We start from the raw sequence: 25,714 nt of genomic DNA on the forward strand, positions 1-25,714 counted from the left end.
ATCATGGCCGCGCCACCCGTTCGAGCACGATGGACCGGTCCACACCGGTGGTCCCCGCTCCCGCGACCGTCGCGCCGTCGGGGGCGACGTCGACGGCGTCGGCGAGCGCCTCCCGGGCGCGGCCGAACGCCTCCGGTGTGTCGGTGTGCAGGGTCAGCAGCGGCTGCCCGGCGGTCACCGGATCGCCCGGGCGGGCGTGCAGCGTGACGCCCGCCCCGGCCTGCACCGGGTCCTCCTTGCGAGCCCGTCCCGCACCGAGCCGCCAGGCGGCGACGCCGACGGCGAGGGCGTCGAGCCGGGTGAGGGTGCCGGTCGCGGAGGCCAGTACGGTCTCGGTCTCGGCCGCCACGGGCAGCGGCGCGTCGGGGTCCCCGCCCTGGCCGGCGATCATCCGCCGCCACACGTCCATGGCCCGTCCGTCGGCGAGGGCAGCCGCCGGATCGGCGTCGGGACGCCCGGCTGCGTCGAGCATCTCCCGGGCGAGCGCGAGGGTCAGTTCGACGACGTCGGCCGGTCCCCCGCCGGCGAGCACCTCGACGGCCTCGGCCACCTCGAGGGCGTTGCCCGCCGTGCGCCCGAGCGGGGTGGACATGTCGGTGAGCAGCGCGACGGTGGAGACCCCGGCGTCGGCGCCGAGGTCCACCATGGTGCGGGCGAGTTCCCGCGCGTCGTCCACCGTCTTCATGAAGGCCCCGGAGCCGACCTTGACGTCGAGCACGAGGGCGCCGGTGCCCTCGGCGATCTTCTTGCTCATGATCGAGGACGCGATCAGCGGGATCGCCTCGACCGTGCCGGTCACGTCGCGCAGGGCGTAGAGCTTCGCGTCGGCCGGAGCGAGCCCGGAGCCGGCGGCGGCGACCACGGCGCCGACGTCGCGCAGCTGCGCCAGCAGCGCGTCGTTGGTCATCCCGGCGCGCCAGCCGGGGATGGCCTCGAGCTTGTCCAGGGTGCCGCCCGTGTGGCCGAGGCCCCGGCCGGACAGCTGCGGGACGGCCACACCGAACGCCGCGACCAGGGGGCCGAGCGGCAGGGTGATCTTGTCGCCCACCCCGCCGGTCGAGTGCTTGTCGACGGTGGGCAGGGGCCGCCCGTCCCGGCGCAACCCGGAGAAGTCGAGCCGCTCTCCCGAGGCGACCATCGCGGCCGTCCACCGGGCGATCTCCGCCCGGTCCATGCCGTTGAGCAGGATGGCCATGGCGAGGGCGGACATCTGCTCGTCGGCGACGACGCCGCGAGTGTAGGCGTCGACCACCCAGTCGATCGCGGCGTCGTCGAGACGGCCGCGGTCCCGCTTGGTGCGGATCACGTCGACGACGTCGAAGGTGCTGCTCTCGGTGCTCATACCCGCGGCCCTCAGACCAGGTTCTCGGGGCCGAACGCGTCGGGCAGCACCTCGTCCATGGACCGCAGCCCGCTGACGGTCAGCAGGGTCATGCCCGGGGCGCGGTGTTCGTACAGCAGCTGGCGGCACCGGCCGCACGGCATCAGCACGGCCCCGGCGCCGTCCACGCACACGAACGCGCGCAGGCGGCCGCCGCCGGAGGCGAACAGCGCCGAGATCAGCGAGCACTCGGCACACAGGGTGACCCCGTAGGACGCGTTCTCGATGTTCATGCCGGTCACCGTGCGGCCGTCCTCGGTGAGCGCGGCCGCCCCCACCGGGTAGTGCGAGTACGGCGCGTACGCGCGGCCCATCGCCGCGGTGGCGGCGGCGGTCAGGGCGTCCCAGTCGACGTCGTCGGTGGACGCGGGATCGGTGCCGGTGGTGCTCACGGTCAACTCTTCAGGTAGGGCACGCCGCTGGCGGCCGGGGACTGCGAGCGCCCGACTAGGCCGGCGACGGCGAGGATGGTGACCAGGTACGGCAGCATGGCCAGGAACTGGCTGGGCACCGGGGTGCCGAGGAACGAGAGCACGTACTGCAGGTTGGTGGCGAAGCCGAACAGCAGGGCCGCGAAGAACGCGCCGATGGGGTTCCAGCGCCCGAAGATCAGCGCGGCGAGGGCGATGAAGCCCTGCCCGCCCGTCATGTCCTTCGTGAACTGGCTGACCGAGACGAGGGTGAAGAACGCCCCGCCCAGCCCGGCGACGACGCCGCCGAGCAGCACGTTGGTGAACCGGGTGCGGTTGACCTTGATGCCCACGGTGTCCGCGGCCTTCGGGTGCTCGCCGACGGCCCGCACCCGCAGGCCCCACCGCGTGTGGAAGAGGCCGATGTAGACGGCGATCACCGCGACGTACATGAGGTAGCCGACGAGGGTCTGCCGGAACAGGATGGGCCCGATGACGGGGATGTCCGCGAGGACCGGGATGTTCCAGTGCGGCAGCTGCGGCGGCGAGTTGAACAGCTCGGCGTCACGGGTGAGCACGGTCGAGAACAGGAAGCCGGTCAGCCCGGAGACGAGCACGTTGAGCACGACACCGACGATGATCTGGTTGACGTAGTACTTGATGGAGAACACCGTGAGCACGAGGGCCACCAGGGCGCCCGCGACGCAGGCGGCCACCAGACCGGCATACGCGTTCTGGGTCACGGAACCGACGACGGCGGCGCTGAACGCCCCGAAGAGCAGCTGCCCCTCGATGGCGATGTTGACCACGCCGGCCCGCTCGCACAGCACCCCGGAGAGGGAACCGAAGATCAGCGGCACGGCCAGCGTCACGGAGCCGGCCAGCAACCCCGCCAGGGAGACGTTGGGCGTCTTCGCGCTGCCCACCACCCAGGTGAGGAAGCCGATCAGGAACGCGACCCAGAACAGGGCGGTGAGCCACCGGTTCAGGGGCCGGCCGGCGCGGACCGCGAGGAACGCGAGCACGGCGACGGCGACGCACACGAGTGCGCACACCCAGCCGAGCACCACGGCGGAGAGGGCCAGATCGGGCAGCCCGAACGCGTCGCCGGTCTCGGAGAACCGGAACGTGGCAGTGGCGTTCGGCGCACCGATGGCGAAGACGATCAGCGCGAGCAGGGCGCCGATGCCGAACACGATGACGGGTCGCCAGGAGCGGACGGCGGCCCGGGTGCCCGTGGCGGACTCCGGTGCCTGCGGGGCCCCGGGAGCGGAGGCGGTGACGGTCGTACTCATGCTGCACCTCCGGTGCTCGTGGTGGCGGCGGCCCGGCGACGCGCGCTGCGCCGTCGGGGCATGTCCGGGTCCGGGATCCGGAACAGCGCCCGCACGAGCGGCGGTGCGGCCAGGAACAGGACGATGAGGGACTGGACGACGAGCACGATGTCGATCGGGGTGCCGGTCTGGGTCTGCATCGCGACGCCGCCGGCGCGGAACGCGCCGAACAGCAGGCCCGCGAAGAACGTGCCCCACGGGGTGGAGCGGCCGAGCAGGGCGACGGTGATCGCGTCGAAGCCGAAGCTCGCGGCGATGTCGCTGGTCAGCGCCCGCTCGGTGCCGGAGACCTGGGCGACACCGGCCAGGCCCGCGAGGGCGCCGGCGATGACCATGACGAGGACGGTCGCGCGGGTGACGTTGATGCCGGCGGTGCGGGCGGCGTGCGGGTTCGCCCCGACGGCGCGGAACTCGAAGCCGATCGTCGAGCGGCCGAGCAGCCACCAGACGAGGATCACGGCGGCGACGGCGACGAGGAAGCCGGCGTGCAGCCGCAGGTCCGGCCCGAGCAGCTGCGGGAACATCGCCGAGTCGTCGACCAGCGGGCTGATCGGGTTCGAGGACCCGGGCCGCTGGAAGGCCGGCTGCGTGAGCAGGTACTGCACCAGGTAGATGGCGACGTAGTTGAGCATGATCGTCACGATCACCTCGTGCGCCCCGGTGCGGGACTTGAGGAAGCCGGAGATGCCGCCCCAGATGGCGCCACCGACGATCGCCGCGATGACGGCGACGACGATGTGCAGGCCCACCGGCAGGTGCCAGGTGAAGCCGACCCAGGCGGCGAAGGTCGCGCCGAGCAGGATCTGGCCCTGGGCGCCGATGTTGAACAAGCCGGCGCGGAACGCCAGCGTCACGCCGAGCCCGGCGAGGATCAGCGGCGTCGCAACCGTGAGCGTCTCGCTGATCGGGTAGAGCATGCCGGTCAGGCCCTCGGCCTGCGGGTTGATGATCGCGCCGGTGAACAGCGCGGCGTAGGCGTTCATCGCCGCCGCGAAGCCGGCCGAGATGGTGTCCATCGGACGGGCGAAGAAGTACCCGGCCGCGGTCGCGGTGGTCTCGTCGGTCGCGGCGATCAGGATGCCGCCGAGGATGACGGCGAGCACGACGGAGAGGACGGCCACCAGCCCGTTGCCGGAGAAGATCCGGCGCATCACGGTCGCCGACGCGTCATCCTTGACCAGGCCCCCGCCCGCGGGCGCGGCGATCGGCGGCGGAGCGGCGCCCTCGCCGCCCTCGGCGGCGGCGACCGGCGCGGTGGCGGTCGCCGTCGACCGGTCGGTGGCCGTCGGGGTGGCATCCGGGCCGGCGGTCCGGTCGGTGGGCTCCGGGGTGGGATCCGTGCCGGTGCGCGGCTCGTGCGGGTCGTGCGAGGTCACTGCCGGGTTCCTTCGTCGGGGGCGGACGTGGGCGTGGACGATGCGGGGGTGGAGGTCGCCGGCGCGGACGGTGCCGACGCGTCCACCTGGGCGAGCGCCTCCTCCGCGGTCGAGCCGGCCATCATCAGGCCGAGCACGTCGCGCGGGGTGTCGGCGGCGACGATGCCCATCAGGGCGCCGTGGAAGAGCACGGCGATGCGGTCGGCGAGCTGGATCACCTCGTCCAGCTCGGTGGAGACGATCAGCACGGGCGTGCCCTGGTCCCGCTCGGCGACGATGCGGCGGTGGACGAACTCGATGGAGCCGACGTCCAGGCCCCGCGTGGGCTGGGAGGCGATGAAGAGCTTGAGCGGCCGGGACAGCTCGCGGGCGAGCACCACCTTCTGCTGGTTGCCGCCGGAGAGGGTCGAGACGGCCGCGCCGATGCTGGGCGTGCGCACGTCGAACTCGGCGACCTTCTGCTCGGCCTGGCGGCGGATCGCGACCGGGCTCATGCCGATGCCGCGGGCGAACGGGGCCCGGTCGTAGAGGTCCAGCACCATGTTCTCCGCGATGGAGAACGGGCCGACCAGGCCGTCGACGGTGCGGTCCTCGGGCACGAAGCCGACGCCGGCGGCGAGGACGTCCTTGACGGAGCGGCCGAGCAGCTCGGTCCCGTCCAGGGTGATGGTGCCGGTCACCCGCTCCTGCAGGCCGAGGATCGCCTCGGTCAGTTCGGTCTGCCCGTTGCCCTGCACTCCCGCGACGGCGAGCACCTCGCCCTGGGCGATGTCGAAGCTCACCCCGTCGAGCGGGCGGGTGCCGTTGGGGGCGGTGACCGTCAGGTCGCGGACGGTGAAGGTGGTGGCGCCGCGCTGCGGGGCGTCCTTGGTGAGGTTCAGGGAGACGGAGCGGCCCACCATGAGGGAGGCCAGCTCGGTGGTGGACGCCGACGGGTCGGCGCTGCCGACCACCTTGCCGCGACGGATCACGGTGATCCGGTCCGCGACCTCCTTGACCTCGCGCAGCTTGTGGCTGATGAAGACGACGGAGGTGCCGTCGGCGGTGAGCTGGTCGATGATGGCGAGCAGCTCGTCCGTCTCCTGCGGGGTGAGGACGGCGGTGGGCTCGTCGAGGATGAGCACCTTCGCGTCCCGGACGAGGGCCTTGATGATCTCGACCCGCTGCTGCACCCCGACCGGCAGGTCCTCGACCCGCGCGTCGGGGTCGACGTCGAACCCGTACTGCTCGGAGATCTGCCGGATCCGGGTGCGCGTGGCCGCGAGGTCGAGCAGGCCGCCGCGGGTGGACTCGTTGCCCAGGGCCACGTTCTCGGCGACGGAGAAGACCGGGATGAGCATGAAGTGCTGGTGCACCATGCCGATGCCGGCGGCCATCGCGTCGCCGGGACCGGAGAAGGCCACCGGCGTCCCGTCGACGAGGATCTCGCCCTCGGTCGGCTGGTAGAGCCCGTAGAGGACGTTCATCAGGGTGGACTTGCCGGCCCCGTTCTCCCCCAGCAGACAGTGCACCTGGCCGGGCTCGACCACCAGGTCGATGGCGTCGTTGGCGGTGAACGTGCCGAACCGTTTGGTGATGCCCTTCAGCTCGAGCCTCATGCCTCATCCTGTCCTTCGCCGTCGGACGCTCCCGGTCCGGTGACGCTCTGGTTCTGGTGACGACGTCTCGCGTCGTCGAGTGCTGCGCTCACGGGTGAGTCTGCCATCCGTGGGCGGTGCCGGACGCACAGCACCGCCGGTCCGGGCGGGACCGGCGGTGCTGGTGCGACCGGGTCGACCGTGCTGGTCGGAAGGTCCGTCAGCTCTGCGGGCTGCCCTTCGAGGTCACCTTGATGGCCCCGGAGACGATGTCCTTCTTGATCTGGTCCAGCTCGGACTTGGTGTCCGCCGAGACGTTCTTGTCCTGGTCGTGGAACGGGGCCAGGGCCACGCCGCCGTTGTCCAGGGTGCCGACGTACGGGGTCTTGCTGAACTTGCCGTCCAGGTCGTCCTTGACCACGTTCTCCACGGCGTCGCCCATCAGCTTCATGACCGAGGAGAGCATCTGGTCCTTGCCCTTGGTGTTCGTCTCGTAACCGTCCGAGTCGACCCAGATGAGCTTGACGTCCTTGCCCGCGTTCTTCGCGTCCACGGCGGCGTCGATGGTGCCCGCGCCGACCGGACCGGCGACCGGCATGACGACGTCGGCGCCCTCGTTGATGAAGTTGACGGTGTTCTGCTTGCCCTTGCCGGAGTCCTCGAAGTTGCCGACGAAGGTGCCGTTCTGGCTGTCCTTGTTCCAGCCGAGCAGCTGGACGTTCTTGGACTTCTTCTCGTTGTAGTACTTCACGCCGTCGGAGAAGCCGTCCATGAAGATGGTGACGGTCGGGATGTTCATGCCGCCGTAGGTGGCGACCTTCCCGGTCTTCGTCGTCGCGGCGGCCAGGTAGCCGGCCATGAACGCGGCCTGCGCCGTGTCGTAGACGATCGGCTTGACGTTCTCGGTGAACTTGGGGTCCGAGTAGTCGATGATCGCGAAGTGCTTCTTCGGGTTCTTCGCCGCGACCTCCTTGGTGGTGTCACCGAGGTTGAAGCCGACGGTCACCGTGAGGTTGCAGTTGCCCTGCATCATCGAGTTCAGATTGGGCCCGAAGTCGGTCGCGGCCTGGGACTCGGCCTGCTTGGTGTTGATCCCGAGGTCCTTCTTGGTCTTCATCAACCCGTCGAAGGAGGACTGGTTGAAGGACCGGTCGTCGAATCCGCCCGAGTCGGAGACGATGCAGCCGGTGTAGTTCTTGGCTGCGGCGTTCTGCGTGCCGCCCGAGGCGGCCCCTCCGCTCGAGCTCGCGGACGGGGCGGCGCCGCAACCGGCGAGCAGCAGGGCCGCGGCGCTGAGGGCGGCGGTGCCGACGGCGAGACGACGGCCCTTGAGCATGGCGGTGCCGATGGTGGTGGTGTTCAACGGTTCCTCCCAGAAGAGTTGCCCCCGCTCCCGCGACCGGCCGATGCGGGGTCGTCGTGGCGGTCCGTCCGCGATGCCGGACGGTGGTGCTCGCCGCTGCGCGGCGACGGGCTGTACGCCCATACGATAACCCGCCGCGCGGGGTGACCTGAGCCACTTCACAGCGCCACGCCGACGCCGTTCCCCATTTGTTACCTGCCGGTAGCCTCCGCGGAACGCGAGGCGGCCCGGTCCCCCTCCGCGAGGCCGGTGACGCGCCCGTTCCCCCGGCGGCTCGACGCGGCCGGCGGGAACGCGGGCAACTCCTGGACCGCCTCGGCGAGCGCCCGCAGCGCGGTGGCCGCCATCACGCGGACCCCCACGGCGAGGGCGTCCTCGTCGATCACGTAGTCCCCGCGGTGCAGGTCGAAGGTCTCCCCGCCCGGGGTACGGGTGCCGAGCCGGAACATGGAGCCGGGCACCTCCTGCAGGAACCAGGCGAAGTCCTCCCCGCCCATGGACTGCGGGGTCAGCACGACGACGTCCTCGCCGAGCTCCGCGCGGGCCGCGGCCTCGATCATCGCGGTCTCCACCTCGGTGTTGACCACCGGCGGCACCCCACGGACGTGCTCGAGCTCGACCGCCACCCCGAAGGGGGCGGCGACCTGGTTGACGACGTCGTCGAGCAGCTCGCCGGCCGCCAGCCAGGCGTCGCCGTCCAGGCAGCGCATGGTGCCGGACATGAAACCGGTGGCGGGGATGGCGTTGGGCGCGGCCCCCGCGTGGATCTGGCCCCACACCACGGAGACGGCGCTGCGCACGTCGATGCGGCGGGAGAGCACCGCGGGCACGTTGACCGCGATCTCCGCGAGCGCGAAGACGAGGTCCTCGGTCAGGTGCGGCCGGGAGGTGTGGCCGCCGCGGCCGGTCAGTTCGATCCGTACGGTGTCCGAGGCGGAGGTGATGGCGCCGATCCGGGTGCCGATCTGCCCGACGTCGATGCGCGGGTCGCAGTGCAGCGCGAAGATCCGGGGCACGCCGTCGAGCACGCCCTGCTCGATGCAGGACAGGGCGCCGCCGGGCATCGTCTCCTCGGCCGGCTGGAAGACGATCCGCACGGTGCCGGCCAGCGGGCTGGACCGGTTCAGGTCGGCCAGGACGAGGGCGACGCCGACCATGACGGTGGTGTGCATGTCGTGCCCGCAGGCGTGGCAGGCGCCCTTGACCGTCGACGTCCACGGCAGCCCGGTCTCCTCCTGCACGGGCAGCGCGTCGATGTCCCCGCGCAGCGCCGTCGCGATGGGACCGTGCCCGATGTCGACGTACAGGCCGGTGCCCTCGAAGAAGTGCGGGGTGAGGCCGGCGGCGATCAGCCGGTCGGCAATCCTCCCCGTGGTGCGGACCTCGCGGGTGGACAGCTCGGGGTGGGCGTGCAGGTCGCGGCGGAACGCGGTCAGCTCGGCGAGCAGCGGTCGCAGGAACGGCCCGACGACGGGCAGCTGGTCGGAGTCGGACGAGAAACCGAAGGGAGCGCGATCCACCCCATCCACTCTAGCCAGCCCGGCGGCGTCCGGCGCCGGGCGGGCGCCGGCCGACACGGAGGCACCTCAGAGCACGTCGTCGGCGCCGGAGGCCTTCAGCTGTTCGACGGTCTTCTTCACGGCCTGGGCGTTGTCGGCGGTCGTGACCAGCAGGGCGTCCGGCGTGTCGACGACGACGATGTCCTGCACCCCGATCAGCGCGATCAGCCGGTTGGTGCCGGTGACGACGACGCCGGTGGCGTTGTCGGTGACCACGCGGGCGTGATCGCCGAGCACGGTGACACCCGACCCGGCCGGGTTGAGCCGGCCGATCGCGGCGAAGTCCCCGACGTCGTCCCAGCGGAACTCGGCGGGCACGACGGCGACGTCCCCGGCGGCAGCGGCCGGCTCGGCGACCGCGTAGTCGATGGCGATCTTCGGCAGCCCCGGCCACACCCGGGCCACGACCGCGTCGCGCTCGGGGGTGTCCCACGCGTGGGCGATCTCCATCAGCCCGGCGTACAACCCGGGCTGGGCGCGCTCGAGGTGGTGGAGCATCAGCGCGGTGGGCGCGACGAACATGCCCGCGTTCCAGCAGTACTCCCCCGAGGCCAGGTACTCGGTGGCGACCTCCTCGGAGGGCTTCTCCACGAAGGTGCGCACCGTCAGGGCGTGCGGGGCGCCGTCGACGGTCAGCGGCTCGCCGAGCTGGATGTACCCGAATCCGGTGGACGGGTAGGTCGGCTTGATGCCGATGGTGACGATCCGGCCGGTCGCCGCGGTGTGCACGGCCTCGCGCACCACCTCGCGGAACAGGGAGTCGGGGCTGATCGCGTGGTCCGCGGCGAAGGACCCCATGATCGTCTCCGGGTTCCGCAGGTGCAGGATCGCGGCAGCCAGCCCGATGGCGGCCCCCGAGTCCTTCGGCTCCGTCTCGATCACGACGTCGCTCTCGTCCACCTCGGGCAGCTGGCCCACGACGGCGTCGCGGTGCGCCTGCCCGGTCACCACCATCACCCGGCCGGGCGCGAGGGGCTCCAGCCGGTCGTAGGTGGCCCGGATCAGGGTGTGGCCGCTGCCGGTCAGGTCGTGGAGGAACTTCGGCGTCGCCGCACGCGAGAGCGGCCACAGCCGGGTGCCGACCCCGCCCGCGGGGATGACGGCGTGGAACCGGGCCAGGGCGTCGCCGGCTGATGACGCACGCACCTCGGAGGGCGCGTCACCGGGCACGGAAGAAGGATGGTCCTGCTCGCTCATTGTGCCCACGTTAGTGCAGGGTCGCCGTCGGCCCCCGGAGTGCGCCCGCCGTGTGGCGTCGGCCACACCCGCGCGAGCCGCACCGCGGTCCGGCGCGGAAACCCGCGGTCACGGGCGCGGTCGCGGTCACGGCGCGGCGCCGATCAGGTCTATTGTGGATTCGACGGGGCGGGCTCTGCGACCACCCGTCGACGCTGCCGCTGATCGCCCACCCGGACGGCCACGCGCACCGGCAGTTGCTGGGAAAGACGATCGGGTTCGCAGTGCCCGGCCGAGTCGGACGTGACACCGCTGACGGCGTCCGCACTCGGACCTGCAGGGAGGTTCTTCAGTGCCGAAAACATCCATGGGCACCCTCTACCGCGGCCGTGAAGGCATGTGGTCCTGGGTCGGACATCGCATCACCGGTGTGGTGATCTTCTTCTTCCTCCTCGTCCACGTGCTGGACACCTCGCTCGTGCGGGTGTCGCCGGACGCATACAACGCCATCATCGCGCAGTACAAGAACCCCGTGATGGCGCTCGGTGAGGCCGGCCTGGTCGGCGCCATCGTGTTCCACGCCCTGAACGGCCTGCGGATCATCCTGGTCGACTTCTGGAAGCAGGGCACCAAGTACCAGCGGCAGATGCTCTGGGCCGTCGTCATCGGCTGGTTCGTCATCATGATCCCGTTCCTGGTGCGCCACCTGTCGCTCTCCCTCACGTTCGCCTTCGGAGGTCACTGACATGTCCGGCATCGTCGTCGAATCACCCCGCTCCCCCGGTGACTCCGGTGGCCGGCTCGCGCCGCAGTACCAGCGCAGCAAGGGCAAGGGCGGCAACTTCGAGATGCTGGCCTGGCTGTTCATGCGCCTGTCCGGTGTCGTCCTGATCGTTCTCGTCTTCGGGCACCTGTTCGTCAACCTGATGGTCGGCGACGGCGTGCACGCCGTGGACTTCGGCTTCGTGGCCGGCAAGTGGGCCAGCCCGTTCTGGCAGGTCTGGGACCTGGCCATGCTGTGGCTCGCCCTGCTGCACGGCACCAACGGCGTGCGCACGATCATCAACGACTACGCCGAGCGGAACGCCACCCGGCTGACCCTGAAGACCGTGCTCTACATCGCCTCGGGCACCATGATCGTGCTCGGCACCCTGGTGATCTTCACGTTCGATCCCTGCCCGGTGATCGACGGGGTCTCCACCGTCAGCAGCTTCTGCCCCGCCCCCTGACGCCGTACCGGCCCCGGCGGTCCGCTCCTGACGAGCGGTCGCCGTCGCCGACGACCTGGCGACCACGAGAGAAAAGAGTCATCGAAGAATGCAGGTCCACAAGTACGACGTCGTGATCGTCGGCGCCGGCGGCGCCGGGATGCGTGCGGCGATCGAATCCGGTCAGCGGGCGCGCACCGCGGTGCTGACGAAGCTCTACCCGACCCGCTCCCACACCGGTGCCGCCCAGGGCGGCATGTGTGCGGCACTCGCCAACGTCGAAGAGGACAACTGGGAGTGGCACACGTTCGACACGGTCAAGGGTGGCGACTATCTCGTCGACCAGGATGCCGCGGAGGTGATGGCCAAGGAGGCCATCGACGCCGTCCTCGACCTGGAGAAGATGGGTCTGCCCTTCAACCGCACCCCGGAGGGCCGGATCGACCAGCGGCGCTTCGGCGGCCACACGCGTGACCACGGGAAGGCGCCCGTGCGCCGCGCCTGCTACGCCGCGGACCGCACCGGGCACATGATCCTGCAGACGCTCTACCAGAACTGCGTCAAGCACAACGTGGAGTTCTACAACGAGTTCTACGTCCTCGACCTGCTGCTCCTGGACGACGGCGCTGGCGATGGTGTCCCCCGCAAGCGGGTGGCCGGCGTCGTCAGCTACGAGCTGGCCACCGGCGAGATCCACGTCTTCCAGGCGAAGAGCGTCGTGTTCGCCTCGGGCGGTGTCGGCAAGGTCTTCAAGACCACCTCGAACGCGCACACCCTGACCGGTGACGGCATGGGCATCGCGTTCCGTCGCGGCCTGCCGCTGGAGGACATGGAGTTCATCCAGTTCCACCCGACCGGCCTCGCGGGCCTCGGCATCCTCCTCTCCGAGGCCGCCCGCGGCGAGGGCGCGATCCTGCGCAACTCCGAGGGCGAGCGGTTCATGGAGCGGTACGCCCCCACCATCAAGGACCTGGCCCCGCGCGACATCGTGGCCCGGTCCATGGCCAACGAGGTGCGCGAGGGTCGCGGCGCCGGTCCGAACAAGGACTACGTGCTCCTGGACCTGACCCACCTGGAGCCGGCGCACATCGACGCGAAGCTGCCGGACATCACCGAGTTCGCCCGCACGTACCTGGGCGTCGAGCCCTACACGGAGCCGGTGCCGGTGTTCCCGACCTGCCACTACGCGATGGGTGGCATCCCCACGAACATCTTGGGCGAGGTGCTCTCCGACAACGACACCGTGGTGCCGGGCCTGTACGCCGCCGGCGAGGTGGCCTGCGTGTCCGTGCACGGCTCCAACCGGCTGGGCACCAACTCGCTGCTGGACATCAACGTCTTCGGCAAGCGCTCGGGCATCAACGCCGCGGAGTACGCGGTCGGTGCGGACTTCGTGGAGCTGCCGGAGAACCCGACCGCCTACACGGAGGACCTGCTCGACGTCGTCCGCTCCGGTGAGGGATCCGAACGGGTCGCGAAGATCCGGTCGGATCTGCAGGAGACGATGGACGCCAACATGCAGGTGTTCCGCACCGAGACGTCGATCCGGCAGGCGCTGGACGACATCGAGGCCCTGCGCGAGCGCTACAAGGCGATCTCCGTGCAGGACAAGGGCAAGCGGTTCAACCTGGACCTGCTCGAGGCCGTCGAACTCGGCTTCCTGCTGGACATGGCCGAGGTCATGACCGTCTCGGCCCTGCACCGCAAGGAGTCCCGTGGCGGTCACTACCGCGAGGACTACCCGAATCGTGACGACGAGAACTGGATGAAGCACACCATGGTGTACCGGGACCCCACCTCCGAGATGGAGGGCGTCAAGGGGATCCGGTTCGACACCAAGCCGGTGATCTTCACCCGTTACGAACCGATGGAGCGCAAGTACTGATGACGACGCAAACAGCCGAACCGGCATCCAAGGTCGAGCTTCCCGCTTCCGTGGGCGGCGGCGGGGAGATCCCCACCTTCGACGTGACCCTGAAGATCCGCCGCTACGATCCCGAGGTCTCCGCCGAGCCCCGCTGGGACGAGTTCGCCGTCACCATGTACGGCACGGACCGCGTGCTCGACGCGCTGCACAAGGTCAAGTGGGAGCAGGACGGGACGCTGTCGTTCCGCCGCTCGTGCGCCCACGGCGTGTGCGGCTCGGACGCGATGCGGATCAACGGCCGCAACCGCCTCGCCTGCAAGACGCTGCTCAAGGACCTCGACACGTCCAAGCCCATCACGGTCGAGCCCATCAAGGGTCTGCCGGTGGAGAAGGACCTGATCGTCGACATGGAGCCGTTCTTCCAGTCGTACCGGGAGATCATGCCGTTCCTGATCAACCGGGGCCACGAGCCGACGAAGGAGCGCCTGCAGTCCGCCGAGGAGCGCGAGCGGTTCGACGACACGACCAAGTGCATCCTGTGCGCCGCGTGCACGTCGTCCTGCCCCGTGTTCTGGACGGACGGGCAGTACTTCGGCCCCGCCGCGATCGTGAACGCGCACCGGTTCATCTTCGACTCGCGTGACGACGCCGGCGACATGCGGCTGCAGATCCTCAACGACAAGGAGGGGGTGTGGCGCTGCCGCACCACCTTCAACTGCACCGACGCGTGCCCCCGTGGCATCCAGGTGACCAAGGCGATCGCCGAGGTCAAGCAGGCGGTGCTCGCCCGGGCCATCTGACCGGACGCGCTCGACCGAGAGACACCGAAGGCCCGGACGGGGAACCGTCCGGGCCTTCGTCGTCTGCGGTGTGAGCGTGCGTGCGGTGACAGTTCAGCCGCCGAGCGGGACCTCGCCGACCTGCTCCCACGCCGCCTCTCCGGCCCGGTAGACGCCGAGGGAGCTCGCCGGGAACCGCGCCGCGAAACCGGCGAACCGGATCAGCGCCTCGTCCAGGGACTGCCGGTCGACGCCCTGGGCGAGGGTGACGTGCGGGTGGTACGGGAAGACGGCGCCGCTGCCGATCCCGGCGGCCAGGATGCCCTCGTGCAGGCCGACGCACTCCCCCGCTCCCGCGGCCAGCCGCAGGAACGCCACCGGGGAGCGCGGCAGGAAGCTGCCGGCGCCGCGCAGCACGATGGTGAAGGGGTCGGTCCGCGCGGCCACGGCGGCCACCGCACCGACCGCGGCGTCGACGTCGTCGGTCACGCCGTGGGTCAGGATGGTCACGTGCGGCGGGACCAGCTCGGCGGCGACCTCGCCGAACCCGGCGCGCCAGTGGTGCAACTGCTGCGCGAGCGGCCCGGGGATGGTGATGACCACCCCGAGCGAACCCGCCGTCAGCATCGCCATCGTCAGCTCTCGCCGGCCGCCACGGGCGTGCGCACCCAGCCGGAGGCGGGCCGCAGCAGACCCACCCGGTCGTAGACCGCCGCGAGAGTCGCTCCCGCGATCGACCGGGCCTTCTCGGCGCCGCGGGCGAGGATGGCGTCCAGCTCGGCCGGGTCGGCGAGCAGCTCCGTCGTCCGCGCCCGGAACGGGACGACGAACGCGGTGACCAGCTCGGCCACGTCGACCTTCAGGTGCCCGTACATCCGGCCGGCGTAGTCCTGCTCCAGGTCGTCGATGCTGCGGCCGCTGAGCGAGGAGTGGATGGCGAGCAGGTTGGAGACGCCGGGCTTGGCCTCGCGGTCGAACCGGATCTCCGTGCCGTTGTCCGTCACGGCCGACTTGATCTTCTTCGCGGTGACCTTCGGCTCGTCGAGGAGGTTGATCAGCCCGGCCGGCGACGCCGCGGACTTGGACATCTTCGCCGTCGGGTTCGCCAGGTCGTAGATCTTCGCGGTGGCCGGCGGGATGAAGCCCTCGGGCACCACGAACGTCTCGCCGAAGCGGGTGTTGAACCGCTGGGCGAGGTTCCGGGTCAGTTCGATGTGCTGGCGCTGGTCCTCCCCCACCGGGACGCGGTGCGCCTGGTAGAGCAGGATGTCGGCGGCCATCAGCGTGGGGTAGGCGAACAGGCCCACGGTCGCCGCGTCGACGCCGTAGCGGGCGGTCTTGTCCTTGAACTGCGTCATCCGCGACGCCTCGCCGAAGCCGGTGATGCAGTTGAGCACCCAGGCGAGCTCGGCGTGTTCGGGCACGTGGGACTGGACGAACAGGGTGCAGCGGTCCGGGTCCACGCCGCCGGCGATGTACTGGGCGACGGTGCGCCGGGTCCGGTCCGCGAGCGTCGCCGGGTCGTGCTCGACCGTCATGGCGTGCAGGTCCGGGATGAAGTAGATCGCGTCGTTGTCGTCCTGCATCCGCACCCAGTTGCGCACCGCCCCGATGTAGTTGCCCAGGTGCAGGCTGTCGGCGGAGGGCTGGGCTCCGGAGAGGACGCGGGGACGCGGCGGGGTGGCCATGGGACGGTGTTCCCTTCGTCGGGGTGGAGGTGGGGGTGCAGGGGTCGGGCGGGCGGTCAGAGGTGGTAGTCGATCACCAGGGGCGCGTGGTCGGACCATCGGGTGTCCCAGGACGCGGCACGGTCGACGCTGGCGGTGGTCGCCGCGTGGGCGAGCTCGGGGGTGGCGATCTGGTAGTCGATCCGCCATCCGGCGTCGTTGTCGAACGCCGCCCCGCGCATCGACCACCACGTGTACGGACCCTCGACGTCGCCGGCGAGGGCGCGGTGCACGTCCACCCAGCCGTGCTCGCCGAAGAACCGGTCGAAGTACGCGCGCTCCTCGGGCAGGAAGCCGGCCTTGGTGGCGTTGCCCTTCCAGTTCTTGATGTCGCGTGTCGTGTGCCCGACGTTCAGGTCGCCGGTGACGACCGCGAGGTCCGCGGCGTCCCGGATCTCCGGCAGCCGCCGTTCCATCGCGGTGAGGAACCGGTACTTGTCCTCCTGCCGGGCGGTGCCCACCTCGCCCGAGTGGACGTACGCGCTGACCGCGGTGAGCCGGGCGTCGCCGGCAGCGGTGGGCACGGTGACGTCGACCTCGATCCAGCGGCCGGCGGTGGCGAAGTAGTCCTCGCCGATGCCGATCCGGGTCGCGGTGGGCTCGAGGCGGGTCGCGACGGCGACGCCGGCCCGGCCCTTCGCTCCGGCCTCGGCGTGGGCGACGTACCAGTCGGGCCCCAGCAGGTCGTGGACGACGGCGTCGGGCGCCCGGACCTCCTGCAGGGTCAGCACGTCGACGTCCCGGGCGGCGAGCCACTCGCGCATCCCGTCGCCGTTACCGGCCCGCACGCCGGTGGTGCGGAAGGCCGCGCGGATGCCGTTGACGTTGACGCTGGCCACCCGCAGCCGGCGGGTGCCGCTGGCGGCTTCGATCGTGGCCTCGCTCGCGGTGGTCGGGTCCTCGGTGGTCGTCGGCACGGGCAGCGATGTCACCCGATCCACTCTACCGCCGGGCTCCCGGTCCCCCGGCCGCCCGCGTTCGGTGCAGGGTCCGGTCCAGGGGCCGCCTCAGTCGACGATGGTGCCGCTGACCGGGCCGCCGTCGGCAGCACTGCCGCCGTCCCGGCGCGAGGCACGCTCCTCGACGCCGAGCATGCCGAGGGCGTTGTGCGCGGTGATCTGGATGGTCTCCAGGGCCCGGGCCACCTGACCGTCGTCGTGCGGTGCGGTGCTGCCTGATCCGGCGTCGCGCGCCTGCCGGGCGAGCTGGTCCTCGATGACGCGGCCCTGCACCTGGACGATCCGCAGGCTGTGGGCGAGCTTCTCGTCCCGCACGGGGTCCGCGGTCGCGGAGGCGACCACGCGGGTGCTCGAGCCGCCGGAGCCCGACGGTGCGAGGCCCGCGGCGGAGCGCAGGGTGTCGTTCGCGGTGGCGAGCTGCGTCGCTCCGAAGCGGGCGGCCCGGCGCACCGCGAGGAAGACCACGAGGGCGAGCGCCAGCCAGCCCGCGGCCACGATCGCCACCAGCCAGCCGACGACGTCGTTCTGGTTCGCGGCGAACACCACTGCGACGAGGAAGACGACCATGACGACGGCGAGCATCAGTCCGCCACCGCCCAGCGGCGAACGGCGTGCGCCGTTCACCGCACCGTCGTAGGCGCGGCCCGCGAAGCCGCCACCGGACAGCAGCCCCCCGGAGGAGGACGCGGGAGAGGACGGCGCAGGGGACGAGGTAGCGGAACGGGGATCAGGACGCGTCGAGCCAGCCATGGCCCCATTCTCCCGTACCCGGACACCGGCCCGGCGGCGTTCCACCGGAGGCGAACGCGCGCGACTACTTCAGGAAGAGCGCGCGCAGCCGGCTGGTGGTCAGCGTCAGACCGATGAGGATCATGACGACGTAGTAGAGCAGGTGCAGCGCGGTTGCCCCGGTGAACACCCCGACGCTGATCTGGCGCATCAACTCCACCCCGTGCCACAGGGGCAGGGCCTGGACGATCCACTGGATCGGCTCCGGGTAGACCGAGAGCGGGTAGAACGTGGCGCTGAACAGGAACATCGGCATCATCACGAACGTCACGAGGTCCATCTGCTGGAACGTCTTCAGGAAGCTCGTGATGGCCATGCCGAAGCTGGCGAACCCGAAGGCCACGAGCACGGCCGCCGGGATCAGCAGCAGCGTCCAGGCGGACGGCGCGAGCCCGAAGAGGAGCATCACCCCGGTGAAGCCGACGGCGTAGATCGCCCCTCGCATCAGTGCCATGAAGATCTCACCCACGGCCACGTCGAGCGGCCCCAGCGAGGTGTAGAGCATGCCCTGGTAGAGCTTGCCGAAGTTCATCTTGAAGAAGACGTTCCACGTCGAGTCGTACACGGCGCCGTTCATCGCGGACACCGCGAGCAGCGCCGGGGCGATGTAGGCGGCGTAGCTGATGGTTGAGCCGCCCGGGCCCTGCACCTGGCCCACGAGGGTGCCGAGGCCGACGCCGAGGGAGAGCAGGTAGAAGACCGGCTCGAAGAAGCCCGAGGCCAGGATCACCCAGTTCTGCGTGCGTATCACCCGGAAGCCGCGCCCGATCACGGCGCCGGCGTTGCGGGAGTAGAGGGCCGCGAGGGGCCGGCGCGACGGGGTCAGCCGGGGCGCGGTGGTCTCGGCGGGAGCGGTCATCGGCCCAGCCTCCGGGTGAAGAACCGGCGGGCCAGGACCATCCCGACGACGGCGAGGCCCACGAGCACGAGCACGTGCACCACCAGCATCCAGGGCGGCACGGGCAGGCCGAAGGAGACGACGCGGGCCAGCTGCGTCGTGTGCCAGAGCGGGGAGATCCACCCGATCCACTGCAGGCCGCCCGGCATCGTCTCCAGCGGGTAGAAGGTCCCCGAGAACAGGAACAGCGGGGTGATGACGAACCGCTGGATCATCGAGAACTGGAAGCCCTCCCCCTCCAGCGACGCCGAGTACGCCATCACCGGCGCCCCGAACGCGAGCGCGCCGACGACGGTGATCGGCACGATCAGCCAGCCGGTGCCCAGCGACGGCACGGCGCCGAACAGGTAGAGGATCACCACGTAGGCCACGGTCTGGATGGTCAGGCGTACACCGATGGCCAGGATGTGGCCGGCGGCGATCTGCCCGGGTGTCAGCGGCGAGGCGTTCGGTCCGTAGTAGACGCGGCGCCACTTGAAGCCGTCCATGACCGGGAACATCATCTCCAGCCCCACGGTCATCAGTGCGGCGGAGGTGACGAGCGCGGGCGCGACGAACTGCAGGTAGCTGACCCCGTTCGCGGCGACCCCGTTGCGGTCCACCAGCACGGCGAGGCCGACGCCGAGCGCGTACAGGTAGAGCAGCGGCGAGCCGATGCTCTCGAGCACGATCGTGCCGAGGTAGGCGCGCATGGTGCGCAGCGCGTGCTCGGCGTAGTAGAACGCGCCCCAGCGCCGGGCCTTCGCGGCGGAGACGGCGGGGCTGTGCGCGCGGCCCGAGTAGGTCAGAGCGGCAGGAACGACACGCGCGCTCATGCGCCTGCCCCGCTCATGCGTCTGCCCATCATTCGATCAGACTCCGGCCCGTGAGCCGCAGGAACACGTCCTCCAACGAGGAGCGCCGCACCAGGGAGGTGACGGGCCGCAGCCCGCGGGCGGTCACCTCGTCGAGCGCCGCCTCACCGTCGTCGGTGTACAGCAGCACCCGATCCGGCAGCACCTCGATCCGCTCGCCCACGCCCTCGAGGGTTGCGGCGGCGGACGCGTTCCGGTCGGTGCCGAACCGCACCTCGAGCACCTCGCGGGTCGAGTACTGACGGATCAGGGTCGAGGGTGAGCCCTCGGCCATGATGCGGCCCTGGTCGACGACGATCAGCCGGTCGCACAGCTGCTCGGCCTCGTCCATGTAGTGCGTGGTGAGCACGAGCGTCACGCCCTGCTCCTTGAGCCGGAACAGCCGGTCCCAGAGGATGTGCCGCGCCTGCGGGTCCAGCCCCGTCGTCGGTTCGTCGAGCATGACGATCCGCGGCTCGTTGATCAGCGCCCGGGCGATGGTCAGGCGCCGCTTCATGCCGCCCGAGAGGGAGTCGACCTTGGCCTTCGCCTTGTCCGTCAGCTGGGCGAACTCGAGCAGCTCGTCGACCTTGGGCTGCAGGTACCGGTACGGCAGCCCGAAATAGCGGCCGTAGACGAGCAGGTTGTCCCGGACCTTCAGCTCCTCGTCCAGGTTGTCCTGCTGCGGCACGACGCCCAGGTGCGCCCGCACCTCCGGCCCGTGCTTCTCCGGGTCCAGGCCCATGATCGTCAGCTCGCCGCCGGTGCGCCCGGTGACACCGCCGATCATCCGCATGGTCGTGGACTTGCCGGCGCCGTTGGGACCGAGCAGCCCGAAGGACTCCCCGGCGGGGATGTCGAAGCTGATCCCGTCCACGGCGCGGGTCTCGCCGTAGACCTTGGTCAGGTCGCGGGCGGAGATGACGGTGGCCGGGGCGGTGGCGGACGGGGGGTGGGCCGGGGAGTCGGGGGCCGCCGAGGTCACGGCGGCACCACGCCCGGCGGGCGAGTCGGTGGACACTCGTGACAGTGTAGGAAGTCACACCGACGAAAGCCCAGTCCCCGGGACCGGAGCCGGCTCGTGTCGCGGACCGTTCCGGTCCGCGGTGCGGCCGGTCCGCCCTCCCGATCCGCTGCGAAGGAGTTCCGACGATGACGTCGCCCGACACCACCGACCGGCCCCTCGACCCGGGCGGCCCTGCCCCGGCCTCCGACGTCGTGCGCCTGCTCACCGAGGCGCTCGGCGCGAAGGTGCGCACCGACGAGCAGACCCTCGCCCGCGTCCGCACCGACGAGTCGGGGCATGCGACCGACGCCCCGCCGCTGGCCCTGGTCGAGGCCGAGACCGTCGAGGACGTGCAGGCCGTCTGCCGGATCTGCACGGCCACGGGCACCCCGATCGTCAGCCGCGGTGCGGGCACCGGCCTGGCGGGCGGCTCGATCGGCGGCGCCGGCGAGGTGGTGCTCTCGACCGCCCGGATGGACCGGATCCTCGAGATCTCCCCGCAGAACCGGCTCGCCGTCGTCCAGCCCGGCATCCTCAACGGCGCTCTGAACGCGGTGCTGGCCGAGCAGGGCCTGTGGTGGCCGCCGGACCCGGCGAGCAAGGACATCTCCTCCGTCGGCGGCAACATCGCGACCAACGCGGGCGGCCTGCTCTGCGCCAAGTACGGCGTCACCCGGGAGTCCGTGCTGGCCCTGAAGGTCGTCCTCGCCGACGGCACCCTGATCAGCGTGGGCCACCGGACGGTCAAGGGCGTCACCGGACTGGACCTGTGCGCGCTGATGATCGGCTCGGAGGGCGTGCTCGGCGTCATCGTCGAGTGCACGCTCAAGCTCCGCCCGGCGATCACCGGGCCGGTGCCCACCATCGCCGCGTTCTTCGAGGACGTCGAGGCCGCCGCCCACGCGTGCTCGGCCGTCACCGCCGCCCGCCTGGAGCCGGCGATCATGGAGCTGCTCGACGAGCAGATCCTGGCCGCCGTCAGCGCTCACACCGGTGTCGATTTGATCGGGAAGGGCCGCTCCTACGTGCTGATCCAGACGGACGGGCCCGGCGCGGAGGCGACGGCGGAGCAGATCCGCGCGGTCCTGGAGGAGAACGGTGCGCGGGTCGAGTTCGCCCGGGACCCGGCCGACGCCGCGCGGCTGGTCGAGGTCCGCCGGCAGGTGCATCCCGCGATGACCCGGCTGGGCACCGCCCTGATCGAGGACGTGGCCGTGCCGCGGGACAGGCTGTCCGCGATGTACCGCCGGATCGCCGAGATCGCGCAGCGCCACGACGTCGTCATCCCGACCAATGCGCACGCCGGTGACGGGAACCTGCACCCGACCTTCATCTTCGAGGGCACCGAGGTGCCGCAGCAGGTGTGGGACGCCGCCGACGAGCTGTTCCAGTACGCCATCGAACTCGGCGGCACCCTCACGGGTGAGCACGGCGTCGGGCTGCTCAAGCGCCGGTGGCTCGGGGACGAACTCGGCACGGATCAGCTCGCGCTGCAGCGCCGGATCAAGGCCGCCTTCGACCCGGACGGCCTGCTCAACCCCGGGAAGGTGTTCGCCCCGGTCGAGGCGGCGCCGGCGAACCAGCACTGACCCGGCCGGGGCGGTCCGCCTCAGGCAGCGGCGGTCACCACTCCTCGAGGCCCTCGTACAGCGGGAAGTCCGCGGCCAGGTTCTCCACCCGGGTGCGCAGCGCCTCGACGTCCGCGCCGGGCTTGAGCGCCTCGGCGATCACGTCAGCCACCTGGGTGAACTCGGCGTCGCCGAAGCCGCGGGTCGCGAGCGCGGGGGTGCCGATCCGCAGGCCGGAGGTGACCATCGGCGGGCGCGGGTCGAACGGGATGGCATTGCGGTTGACCGTGATGCCGGCCCGGTGCAGAAGGTCCTCGGCCTGCTTGCCGTCCAGCGCGGAGTCCTTCAGGGACACCAGGACGAGGTGGACATCGGTGCCGCCGGTCAGCACGGAGACGCCGTGCTCGGCGACGTCGGCGGCCGAGAGCCGCTCGGCGAGGATCTGGGCGCCCGCGACGGTGCGGCGCTGACGCTCGGCGAAGTCCTCCCCCGCGGCGATCTTGAAGGCGACGGCCTTGGCCGCGATGGCGTGCATCAGCGGGCCGCCCTGCTGGCCCGGGAACACCGCCGAGTCGATCTTCTTCGCGTACTCGGCCTTCGAGAGCACCAGGCCGGAGCGGGGACCGCCCAGCGTCTTGTGCACGGTGGAGGTCACGACGTCGGAGTGCGGCACCGGGTTCGGGTGCAGCCCGGCGGCGACCAGACCGGCGAAGTGCGCCATGTCGGTCCACAGCAGGGCGCCCACCTCGTCGGCGATCGAACGGAACGCCGCGAAGTCGAGCTGGCGGGGGTACGCGGACCAGCCGGCGATGATCACCTGCGGGCGCTCGGCGAGGGCCTGCTCCCGGACGTGGTCCATGTCGATCCGGTAGGTGTCGGGGTCCACGCCGTACGCGGCGACCTCGTAGAGCTTGCCGGAGAAGTTCAGCTTCATGCCGTGGGTGAGGTGGCCGCCGTGGGCGAGGGTGAGCCCGAGCAGCTTGTCGCCGGGCTGGATCATCGCGGCGAGGGCGGCGGCGTTGGCCTGCGCGCCCGCGTGCGGCTGGACGTTGGCGTGCTCGGCGCCGAACAGGGCCTTCGCCCGGTCCCGGGCGAGGTTCTCCGCGACGTCGACGTACTCGCAGCCGCCGTAGTAGCGCCGGCCCGGGTAGCCCTCGGCGTACTTGTTGGTCAGCACGGACCCCTGGGCCTGCAGCACGGCGCGGGGCACGAAGTTCTCGGAGGCGATCATCTCCAGCGTGCCGCGCTGACGACCGAGCTCGTCGGCGAGGACCTGGGCGATCTCGGGGTCGACCTCGGCCAGGGGCTGGGTGTTCAGGGCGGTGGCGGTGCGGTTGCTCACGGTGATCTCCTGCGGGGCGGTGGTGGCGGACGGGTCGCGCGGCGTCGCGGTCGTCGTGGACTCCACCCAGGCGTACGGTGGCCGGTCCCCTCACCGGGAGCGCTCCCCGGTGGTCGTCCACCTCACGCCAGTCACGCGTCCCGTCGTCGCTCACTGTACCGATATCGTCGATCCCGTGCCCGCCGAGACCACCACCGCCGTCACCCTCACGCTCTCCTGCCCGGACCGCCCCGGCATCGTCCACGCCGTGACCGGCGCCCTGGCCGCGGCCGACGGCAACATCGTCGAGTCGGCGCAGTACGGCAGCGAGGTCACCGGCCGGTTCTTCATGCGGGTCGACGCGCAGGTGGGCGCCGGGATCACGGCCCTGCGGGACGAGCTGGCGCCCGTGGCCGAGCGGTTCGGCATGGACCTGGAGCTCTTCCCCACCGGTGCCCCCACCCGCACGCTGATCATGGTCTCGAAGGAGGGCCACTGCCTCAACGACCTGCTGTTCCGCCAGCGGGCCGGCCTGCTGCCGATCGAGATCCCGGTGATCGTCTCCAACCACACCGACCTCGCGCCACTGGCCGCGTTCTACGGCGTCGCGTTCGTGCACGTGCCGGTCGACGCCGCGGCGAAGGACACCTCGAAGGATGCCGCCGAGGACCGGCTGCGGGAGTTGATCGTCGAGCACGACGTCGACCTCGTGGTCCTCGCCCGGTACATGCAGATCCTCTCCGACCGGCTGTGCGGGGACCTCGCCGGCCGAGCCATCAACATCCACCACTCGTTCCTGCCCTCCTTCAAGGGGGCGCGGCCCTACGCGCAGGCGCACCAGCGCGGCGTCAAGCTGATCGGCGCCACCGCGCACTACGTGACCGCGGACCTGGACGAGGGTCCCATCATCGAGCAGGACGTGGTGCGGGTGGAGCACCAGCACGCCGCGGCCCAGCTGGTGGCGATGGGCCGGGACGTCGAGACGCGGACCCTGCGCCAGGCGGTCGCCTGGCACGCCGAACACCGGGTGCTGCTCGACGGGCACCGCACCATCGTCTTCCGCTGACGCGTCCGTCTTCCGCTTGACCCGGACCACCACGGCCCGCCGACCGGTGCCGCGTCATTGCGAGGCCGGACCCGCCGCGGACGCGTCCTCGTGCCACCGCCGGTAGAGGTCGGTCCGGCGTTCCGCCAGGTAGGGCACCGCCGCCCGGGCCCGCCGGACCGCGTCGTCGGGGACATCCGCCACCAGCAGCGCCGTCCCGGCGTCCGCCTCGGCGAGCAGGGCACCGTCGGGACCGACGACGACGCTGTGGCCGAGGAAATCGAGGCCGTCCTCGGTGCCGCAGTGGTTGGCGTACACGAGCGCCACCTGGCTCTCCAGGGCGCGCGCCCGGAGCAGCACCTGCGGCACCGCCTCGAAGCCGGCCGAGAGTGCCGTGGGCACGAGGACCAGCTCGGCGCCGGCGTCCGCGGCGGCGCGCACGGCCTCGGGGAACTCGACGTCGTAGCAGATCAGCAGGGACGTCGGCACGCCGTCCAGCTCGACGACGCCGGGGGCCTCCTCCGCCGGGCGGAAGACGGCGGCCTCGTCCGGGCCGAACAGGTGGACCTTCGTGTAGCTCAGGGCCGCGCGACCGTTCCGGTCGACCAGCGTCGCCGTGATCGTCAGGGCGCCGTCGGCGTCGGTGCCGGGCAGACTCACCACCAGGGCGATGCCCGCATCCCGAGCGATGCTCGCCGCGCCCTCCCGCAGGGCCGGGATGGCGGCGGCGTCGAAGGAGGCGCCGATCCGTTCGGGTGCGTACCCGGTCAGGAACAGTTCCGGGGTCACGAGCACCGTGGCGCCGGCGTCGGCGGCCTGCCGGGCGGCCGCGGCGATCATGGCCAGGTTGGCCGCCGGGTCCCCGGGCTCGGCTCGTTCCTGCAGTGCTGCGACCCGCATTCGGCCTCCCGTCCTCCGCCCCGCCGGGATGTGCCGGCCGGGTCTTCTCCGTCCAGCGTAGGGGCGGCGCGCTAGCGTGGGTCCATGGCGACCATCCTCGAGCACGGCGACCACTCCCCGCAGATCGACCCCGACGCGTTCGTCGCGGTCAACGCCACCCTGATCGGCGACGTGAGCGTCGGCGCCGGGGCCGGCGTGTTCTACGGCGCGGTGGTGCGGGCCGACACCGCCCGCATCGTCCTCGGCGCGGGCAGCAACCTGCAGGACAACGTCGTCGTCCACGCCGATCCGGACTTCCCCGCCACCATCGGCAGCGGCGTCAGCGTCGGTCACAACGCCGTCGTGCACGGCTGCACCGTGGAGGACGACTGCCTGATCGGGATGAACGCGACCGTCCTCAACGGTGCCGTGATCGGCGCCGGCTCGCTCGTCGCCGCCGGTGCCGTCGTCCTCAAGGGCACCGTGGTGCCGCCGGGGTCGCTGGTGGCCGGGGTCCCGGCGAAGGTCCGGCGCGAGTTGACGGCCGAGGAGCGGGACGGCGTGCGGGCGAATGCCGAGTGCTACCGGGAGCTGTCGCAGCGTCATGCCGGCCGGTCGGCCTGATCCCGCGTTCATTGCTTATGCATTAACTTCTTGAC

At 71.4% G+C, this 25,714-nt stretch carries 24 protein-coding genes and 1 riboswitch; of the genes, 7 read left to right on the forward strand and 17 right to left on the reverse strand.

From position 1 onward, the window contains the following. Position 1 precedes the first annotated feature (1 nt). The 8 genes from BGP79_RS14585 to BGP79_RS14620 all read right to left on the reverse strand — a co-directional run bounded on the left by BGP79_RS14585 (position 2) and on the right by BGP79_RS14620 (position 10,197). The gene (locus BGP79_RS14585) at positions 2–1,342 is read right to left on the reverse strand and encodes a thymidine phosphorylase (RefSeq protein ID WP_076696693.1); all 1,341 of its coding nucleotides are present in this window, start codon (positions 1,340–1,342) and stop codon (positions 2–4) included. A gap of 11 nt (positions 1,343–1,353) precedes the next feature. Then, positions 1,354–1,773 (reverse strand): cytidine deaminase, encoded by a 420-nt coding sequence (locus BGP79_RS14590; RefSeq protein ID WP_369800231.1) that lies wholly within the window; start codon positions 1,771–1,773, stop codon positions 1,354–1,356. A gap of 2 nt (positions 1,774–1,775) precedes the next feature. Beyond that, complete coding sequence (locus tag BGP79_RS14595) at positions 1,776–3,086, reverse strand: ABC transporter permease (protein ID WP_076696697.1); 1,311 nt, start codon at positions 3,084–3,086, stop codon at positions 1,776–1,778. Beyond that, positions 3,083–4,501 carry an ABC transporter permease gene (locus BGP79_RS14600; RefSeq protein ID WP_369800232.1) on the reverse strand — a complete coding sequence of 473 codons (1,419 nt, stop codon included), beginning with the start codon at positions 4,499–4,501 and terminating at the stop codon, positions 3,083–3,085. Before BGP79_RS14600 ends, BGP79_RS14595 begins: the two co-directional genes overlap by 4 nt. Further along, entirely contained in the window at positions 4,498–6,099 is a 1,602-nt protein-coding gene (locus BGP79_RS14605; RefSeq protein WP_076696700.1) for an ABC transporter ATP-binding protein, read from the reverse strand. Before BGP79_RS14605 ends, BGP79_RS14600 begins: the two co-directional genes overlap by 4 nt. 199 nt (positions 6,100–6,298) lie before the next feature. After that, positions 6,299–7,414 carry a BMP family protein gene (locus tag BGP79_RS14610; RefSeq protein ID WP_076697147.1) on the reverse strand — a complete coding sequence of 372 codons (1,116 nt, stop codon included), beginning with the start codon at positions 7,412–7,414 and terminating at the stop codon, positions 6,299–6,301. A gap of 218 nt (positions 7,415–7,632) precedes the next feature. Continuing rightward, positions 7,633–8,961: an amidohydrolase gene (locus BGP79_RS14615; RefSeq protein WP_083701965.1), complete on the reverse strand. Its 1,329-nt coding sequence runs from the start codon at positions 8,959–8,961 to the stop codon at positions 7,633–7,635. A gap of 66 nt (positions 8,962–9,027) precedes the next feature. Then, the gene (locus tag BGP79_RS14620) at positions 9,028–10,197 is read right to left on the reverse strand and encodes a mannose-1-phosphate guanylyltransferase (protein ID WP_083701966.1); all 1,170 of its coding nucleotides are present in this window, start codon (positions 10,195–10,197) and stop codon (positions 9,028–9,030) included. Positions 10,198–10,528: 331 nt separating this feature from the next. Between BGP79_RS14620 and sdhC the strand changes: the two genes are divergently transcribed. The 4 genes from sdhC to BGP79_RS14640 all read left to right on the forward strand — a co-directional run bounded on the left by sdhC (position 10,529) and on the right by BGP79_RS14640 (position 14,051). Next, complete coding sequence (gene sdhC / locus BGP79_RS14625; RefSeq protein ID WP_369800233.1) at positions 10,529–10,921, forward strand: succinate dehydrogenase, cytochrome b556 subunit; 393 nt, start codon at positions 10,529–10,531, stop codon at positions 10,919–10,921. A gap of 1 nt (position 10,922) precedes the next feature. Then, positions 10,923–11,405 (forward strand): succinate dehydrogenase hydrophobic membrane anchor subunit, encoded by a 483-nt coding sequence (locus BGP79_RS14630; RefSeq protein WP_076696704.1) that lies wholly within the window; start codon positions 10,923–10,925, stop codon positions 11,403–11,405. Between the two features lie 88 nt (positions 11,406–11,493). Continuing rightward, positions 11,494–13,269 (forward strand): succinate dehydrogenase flavoprotein subunit, encoded by a 1,776-nt coding sequence (sdhA, locus tag BGP79_RS14635; RefSeq protein ID WP_076696705.1) that lies wholly within the window; start codon positions 11,494–11,496, stop codon positions 13,267–13,269. Continuing rightward, entirely contained in the window at positions 13,269–14,051 is a 783-nt protein-coding gene (locus BGP79_RS14640; RefSeq protein WP_076696707.1) for a succinate dehydrogenase iron-sulfur subunit, read from the forward strand. The genes sdhA and BGP79_RS14640 overlap by 1 nt, the downstream gene beginning before the upstream one ends. A gap of 93 nt (positions 14,052–14,144) precedes the next feature. Here BGP79_RS14640 and BGP79_RS14645 read toward each other — a convergent pair whose 3' ends face one another. The 7 genes from BGP79_RS14645 to BGP79_RS14675 all read right to left on the reverse strand — a co-directional run bounded on the left by BGP79_RS14645 (position 14,145) and on the right by BGP79_RS14675 (position 20,221). Next, positions 14,145–14,663 carry a 2'-5' RNA ligase family protein gene (locus BGP79_RS14645; protein WP_083701967.1) on the reverse strand — a complete coding sequence of 173 codons (519 nt, stop codon included), beginning with the start codon at positions 14,661–14,663 and terminating at the stop codon, positions 14,145–14,147. A 2-nt stretch (positions 14,664–14,665) separates the two neighbouring features. Then, entirely contained in the window at positions 14,666–15,718 is a 1,053-nt protein-coding gene (gene trpS, locus BGP79_RS14650) for a tryptophan--tRNA ligase (protein WP_076696709.1), read from the reverse strand. 56 nt (positions 15,719–15,774) lie between these two features. After that, entirely contained in the window at positions 15,775–16,629 is an 855-nt protein-coding gene (locus BGP79_RS14655; RefSeq protein WP_076697154.1) for an exodeoxyribonuclease III, read from the reverse strand. Between the two features lie 135 nt (positions 16,630–16,764). Continuing rightward, complete coding sequence (locus BGP79_RS14660) at positions 16,765–17,466, reverse strand: hypothetical protein (protein ID WP_233121574.1); 702 nt, start codon at positions 17,464–17,466, stop codon at positions 16,765–16,767. A 64-nt stretch (positions 17,467–17,530) separates the two neighbouring features. After that, positions 17,531–18,364, reverse strand: coding sequence for an ABC transporter permease (locus BGP79_RS14665; RefSeq protein WP_076696713.1), 834 nt, complete (start codon positions 18,362–18,364; stop codon positions 17,531–17,533). Next, positions 18,361–19,218 carry an ABC transporter permease gene (locus BGP79_RS14670; RefSeq protein WP_076696715.1) on the reverse strand — a complete coding sequence of 286 codons (858 nt, stop codon included), beginning with the start codon at positions 19,216–19,218 and terminating at the stop codon, positions 18,361–18,363. The genes BGP79_RS14665 and BGP79_RS14670 overlap by 4 nt, the downstream gene beginning before the upstream one ends. A gap of 28 nt (positions 19,219–19,246) precedes the next feature. Beyond that, complete coding sequence (locus tag BGP79_RS14675; RefSeq protein WP_076697157.1) at positions 19,247–20,221, reverse strand: ABC transporter ATP-binding protein; 975 nt, start codon at positions 20,219–20,221, stop codon at positions 19,247–19,249. A gap of 167 nt (positions 20,222–20,388) precedes the next feature. Here BGP79_RS14675 and BGP79_RS14680 point away from each other — a divergent pair, with 167 nt between their 5' ends. Beyond that, complete coding sequence (locus BGP79_RS14680) at positions 20,389–21,831, forward strand: FAD-binding oxidoreductase (protein ID WP_076696717.1); 1,443 nt, start codon at positions 20,389–20,391, stop codon at positions 21,829–21,831. A gap of 34 nt (positions 21,832–21,865) precedes the next feature. Here BGP79_RS14680 and glyA read toward each other — a convergent pair whose 3' ends face one another. Next, positions 21,866–23,158, reverse strand: coding sequence for a serine hydroxymethyltransferase (glyA, locus tag BGP79_RS14685; RefSeq protein WP_076697159.1), 1,293 nt, complete (start codon positions 23,156–23,158; stop codon positions 21,866–21,868). Between the two features lie 51 nt (positions 23,159–23,209). Continuing rightward, positions 23,210–23,297, reverse strand: a riboswitch (ZMP/ZTP riboswitch). A gap of 30 nt (positions 23,298–23,327) precedes the next feature. On the opposite strand from glyA, the gene purU reads away from it, so the two are divergent. Beyond that, positions 23,328–24,197, forward strand: coding sequence for a formyltetrahydrofolate deformylase (gene purU / locus BGP79_RS14690; protein WP_076697162.1), 870 nt, complete (start codon positions 23,328–23,330; stop codon positions 24,195–24,197). A 54-nt stretch (positions 24,198–24,251) separates the two neighbouring features. Here the strand turns inward: purU and BGP79_RS14695 are convergent, their stop codons facing one another. Continuing rightward, the gene (locus BGP79_RS14695; RefSeq protein ID WP_076696719.1) at positions 24,252–25,076 is read right to left on the reverse strand and encodes a nitrilase-related carbon-nitrogen hydrolase; all 825 of its coding nucleotides are present in this window, start codon (positions 25,074–25,076) and stop codon (positions 24,252–24,254) included. An 84-nt stretch (positions 25,077–25,160) separates the two neighbouring features. Here BGP79_RS14695 and BGP79_RS14700 point away from each other — a divergent pair, with 84 nt between their 5' ends. Then, positions 25,161–25,679, forward strand: a complete 519-nt coding sequence (locus BGP79_RS14700; protein ID WP_076696721.1) for a gamma carbonic anhydrase family protein — start codon at positions 25,161–25,163, stop codon at positions 25,677–25,679. The last annotated feature ends 35 nt before the right edge of the window (positions 25,680–25,714 follow it).

This window comes from Tersicoccus sp. Bi-70, from assembly GCF_001968825.1.
GTDB lineage: Bacteria > Actinomycetota > Actinomycetes > Actinomycetales > Micrococcaceae > Tersicoccus.

Coding starts and splice junctions, on each gene's coding strand:
- BGP79_RS14585 (WP_076696693.1), bottom strand. CDS start 1,342: ATGAGCACCGAGAGCAGCACCTTCGACGTCGTCGACGTGATCCGCACC.
- BGP79_RS14595 (WP_076696697.1), bottom strand. CDS start 3,086: ATGAGTACGACCGTCACCGCCTCCGCTCCCGGGGCCCCGCAGGCACCG.
- BGP79_RS14605 (WP_076696700.1), bottom strand. CDS start 6,099: ATGAGGCTCGAGCTGAAGGGCATCACCAAACGGTTCGGCACGTTCACC.
- BGP79_RS14610 (WP_076697147.1), bottom strand. CDS start 7,414: ATGCTCAAGGGCCGTCGTCTCGCCGTCGGCACCGCCGCCCTCAGCGCC.
- BGP79_RS14620 (WP_083701966.1), bottom strand. CDS start 10,197: ATGAGCGAGCAGGACCATCCTTCTTCCGTGCCCGGTGACGCGCCCTCC.
- BGP79_RS14630 (WP_076696704.1), top strand. CDS start 10,923: ATGTCCGGCATCGTCGTCGAATCACCCCGCTCCCCCGGTGACTCCGGT.
- sdhA (WP_076696705.1), top strand. CDS start 11,494: ATGCAGGTCCACAAGTACGACGTCGTGATCGTCGGCGCCGGCGGCGCC.
- BGP79_RS14640 (WP_076696707.1), top strand. CDS start 13,269: ATGACGACGCAAACAGCCGAACCGGCATCCAAGGTCGAGCTTCCCGCT.
- BGP79_RS14645 (WP_083701967.1), bottom strand. CDS start 14,663: ATGGCGATGCTGACGGCGGGTTCGCTCGGGGTGGTCATCACCATCCCC.
- trpS (WP_076696709.1), bottom strand. CDS start 15,718: ATGGCCACCCCGCCGCGTCCCCGCGTCCTCTCCGGAGCCCAGCCCTCC.
- BGP79_RS14660 (WP_233121574.1), bottom strand. CDS start 17,466: ATGGCTGGCTCGACGCGTCCTGATCCCCGTTCCGCTACCTCGTCCCCT.
- BGP79_RS14665 (WP_076696713.1), bottom strand. CDS start 18,364: ATGACCGCTCCCGCCGAGACCACCGCGCCCCGGCTGACCCCGTCGCGC.
- BGP79_RS14670 (WP_076696715.1), bottom strand. CDS start 19,218: ATGAGCGCGCGTGTCGTTCCTGCCGCTCTGACCTACTCGGGCCGCGCG.
- BGP79_RS14680 (WP_076696717.1), top strand. CDS start 20,389: ATGACGTCGCCCGACACCACCGACCGGCCCCTCGACCCGGGCGGCCCT.
- BGP79_RS14695 (WP_076696719.1), bottom strand. CDS start 25,076: ATGCGGGTCGCAGCACTGCAGGAACGAGCCGAGCCCGGGGACCCGGCG.
- BGP79_RS14700 (WP_076696721.1), top strand. CDS start 25,161: ATGGCGACCATCCTCGAGCACGGCGACCACTCCCCGCAGATCGACCCC.